Genomic DNA, 3,573 nt, shown 5'->3' on the forward strand with positions numbered 1-3,573 from the left:
GTGCCGTGAACTTCTCGCCGAAGACTGTTCCGACTTTCGAACCTAAAGTCCGGACTTATTAAGGGTGACCGCCATGTTGCAAGTCAGTGTTTATCGCTACAACCCTGATCAGGACGCTGCGCCGTTCATGCAGGATTTCCAGGTCGATACCGGTGGTAAAGACCTGATGGTGCTGGACGTGCTGGCCCTGATCAAAGAGCAGGACGAAGGTTTCTCCTATCGTCGCTCCTGCCGTGAAGGCGTCTGCGGCTCCGACGGCATGAACATCAACGGCAAGAACGGTCTGGCCTGCATCACGCCGCTGTCTGCCGTTGTAAAAGGCAACAAACTGATCGTTCGTCCGCTGCCAGGTTTGCCGGTTATCCGTGACCTGGTCGTCGATATGAGCATCTTCTACAAGCAATACGAGAAGGTGAAGCCTTACCTGCAGAACGACACGCCGGCTCCGGCCATCGAGCGTCTGCAGTCGCCAGAAGAGCGCGAAAAGCTCGACGGTCTGTACGAGTGCATCCTGTGCGCCTGCTGCTCGACCTCTTGCCCGTCCTTCTGGTGGAACCCGGACAAGTTCCTGGGTCCTGCTGCGCTGCTGCAAGCCTACCGCTTCCTGGCAGACAGCCGCGACACCAAGACCAGCGAGCGTCTGGCTTCACTTGACGACCCGTTCAGCGTTTTCCGCTGCCGGGGCATCATGAACTGCGTCAACGTATGTCCGAAAGGCCTGAACCCGACTAAGGCCATCGGTCACATCCGTAACATGCTGCTTTCGAGCGGCGTGTGATTCAGCTGCTGTAACCGTTGCACCGTAGAGGCTGTGGCGCGGGCTTCAACCCGCGTCATGGCTATAACCAGAGCAGTAGCCATAAGCTGCAGCTCTTCTTTTGAAGAAATGAGACAAGCAGGGGCATCCGGGCTGGTACCCGGACTATCAGTGTGATCCTAGGTGGCTTGTTTTAGTCGCTGCATTCGGACTTCTGCAAGTTTGCTCGGTGTCGACACCGATGGTGTTCCCCTAACCGAGGGTGACCAAGCATGCAAGAAAGCGTGATGCAGCGCATGTGGAACAGCGCCTACCTTTCAGGTGGAAACGCTGCCTATGTGGAAGAGCTTTATGAGCTCTACCTGCACGACCCTAACGCTGTGCCAGAAGAGTGGCGCACCTACTTTCAGAAGTTGCCTGCCGACGGCAACTCTGCCACTGATGTTTCGCACTCGACGATTCGCGATCATTTCGTGCTGCTGGCAAAGAACCAGCGCCGCGCCCAACCGGTTTCCGCCGGCAGCGTGAGCAGTGAGCACGAGAAGAAGCAAGTCGAAGTGCTGCGATTGATCCAGGCCTACCGTATGCGTGGCCACCAGGCAGCCCAGCTTGACCCGCTGGGACTGTGGCAGCGTCCTGCACCTGCAGACCTGTCGATCAATCATTACGGCTTGACCAATGCCGATCTTGATACGACCTTCCGTGCCGGCGACCTGTTCATCGGCAAAGAGGAAGCGAGCCTACGCGAAATTCACGAAGCGTTGCAGCAGACATATTGCCGCACCATCGGCGCTGAATTCACGCACATCACCGATTCCGAGCAGCGCCAGTGGTTCCAGCAGCGTCTGGAAAGCGTGCGTGGTCGTCCGACGTACTCCGCCGACATCAAGAGCCACCTGCTTGAGCGCGTGACTGCCGGTGAAGGCCTGGAAAAATACCTGGGCACCAAATACCCGGGCACCAAGCGTTTCGGTCTGGAAGGCGGCGAAAGCCTGATTCCGATGCTCGACGAACTGATCCAGCGTTCCGGCTCGTACGGCACCAAGGAAGTCGTCATCGGCATGGCCCACCGTGGCCGTCTGAACGTACTGGTCAACACCTTCGGCAAGAACCCGCGCGAGCTGTTCGACGAGTTCGAAGGCAAGAAGAAGGTTGAACTCGGTTCCGGTGACGTCAAATACCACCAGGGCTTCTCGTCCAACGTGATGACGACCGGCGGTGAAGTTCACCTGGCCATGGCGTTCAACCCGTCCCACCTGGAAATCGTTTCCCCGGTGGTCGAAGGCTCGGTGCGCGCCCGTCAGGACCGTCGCAACGACCTGACCGGTGAGAAAGTTCTGCCAATCTCCATCCACGGTGACGCGGCATTCGCCGGTCAGGGCGTGGTCATGGAAACCTTCCAGATGTCGCAGACCCGCGGTTTCAAGACCGGCGGTACCGTGCACATCGTGATCAACAACCAGGTTGGTTTCACCATCAGCAACCCGCTGGACTCGCGCTCCACCGAGTACGCCACCGACGTTGCCAAGATGATCCAGGCGCCGATCCTCCATGTGAATGGTGATGATCCGGAAGCCGTGCTGTTCGTGACCCAACTGGCCATCGACTACCGCATGCAGTTCAAGCGTGACGTGGTGATCGATCTGGTCTGCTACCGTCGTCGCGGCCACAACGAGGCCGACGAGCCGAGCGGCACCCAGCCCCTGATGTATCAGCAGATCACCAAGCAGCGCACCACCCGTGAGCTGTACGCTGATCGCCTGACCCAGGCCGGTGTGCTCGACGCTGAACGTGTTCAGGCCAAGGTCGACGAATACCGCAACGCGCTGGACAACGGTCTGCACGTGGTGAAATCGCTGGTCAAAGAGCCGAACAAAGAGCTGTTCGTCGACTGGCGTCCGTACCTGGGCCACGCCTGGACTGCGCGTCACGACACGCGTTTCGATCTCAAGACCCTGCAAGAACTGTCCGCCAAGCTGCTGGAAATTCCGGAAGGCTTCGTCGTTCAGCGTCAGGTCGCGAAGATCTACGAAGACCGTCAGAAGATGCAAGCCGGCGGCCTGCCGATCAACTGGGGTTACGCCGAAACCATGGCGTACGCGACCCTGGCGTTCGAAGGTCACCCGATCCGCATGACTGGTCAGGACATCGGCCGCGGTACGTTCTCGCACCGTCACGCTGTGTTGCACAACCAGAAAGACGCGGGCACCTACATTCCGCTGCAGAACCTGTACGACGGTCAGCCACGTTTCGACCTGTACGACTCGTTCCTCTCGGAAGAAGCGGTACTGGCATTCGAATACGGTTACTCGACCACCACGCCAAACGCGCTGGTGATCTGGGAAGCCCAGTTCGGCGACTTCGCCAACGGTGCTCAGGTCGTGATCGACCAGTTCATCACCAGCGGCGAGCACAAGTGGGGCCGTCTCTGCGGTCTGACCATGCTGCTGCCACACGGTTACGAAGGCCAGGGCCCTGAGCACAGCTCGGCACGTCTTGAGCGTTACCTGCAGCTGTGCGCCGAGCACAACATTCAGGTGTGCATGCCGACCACGCCAGCGCAGATCTACCACTTGCTGCGTCGTCAGGTGATTCGTCCGCTGCGCAAGCCGCTGGTCGTGCTGACGCCGAAGTCGCTGCTGCGCCACAAGCTGGCCATCTCGACGCTGGAAGATCTGGCCGAAGGTTCGTTCCAGACCGTGATCCCGGAAATCGACGCACTGGACCCGAAAAAGGTCGAGCGCGTGGTTCTGTGCAGCGGCAAGGTCTACTACGACCTGCTGGAAAAACGCCGTGCCGAAGGCCGCGAAGATATC

The 3,573-nt window shown here is 59.2% G+C and carries 2 protein-coding genes; both read left to right on the forward strand.

Annotated elements, in window-relative coordinates; all coding sequences use genetic code 11:
* The first annotated feature begins 73 nt into the window (after positions 1-73).
* Positions 74-778 (forward strand): succinate dehydrogenase iron-sulfur subunit, encoded by a 705-nt coding sequence (locus OQK_RS18450; protein WP_016773675.1) that lies wholly within the window; start codon positions 74-76, stop codon positions 776-778.
* Positions 779-1,029: 251 nt separating this feature from the next.
* Positions 1,030-3,573, forward strand: a 2,544-nt coding sequence (locus OQK_RS18455) for a 2-oxoglutarate dehydrogenase E1 component (protein WP_016773676.1), incomplete at its 3' end; no start/stop codon positions are given.

The organism is Pseudomonas sp. R62 (genome assembly GCF_000257605.1).
Lineage (GTDB): Bacteria > Pseudomonadota > Gammaproteobacteria > Pseudomonadales > Pseudomonadaceae > Aquipseudomonas > Aquipseudomonas atacamensis.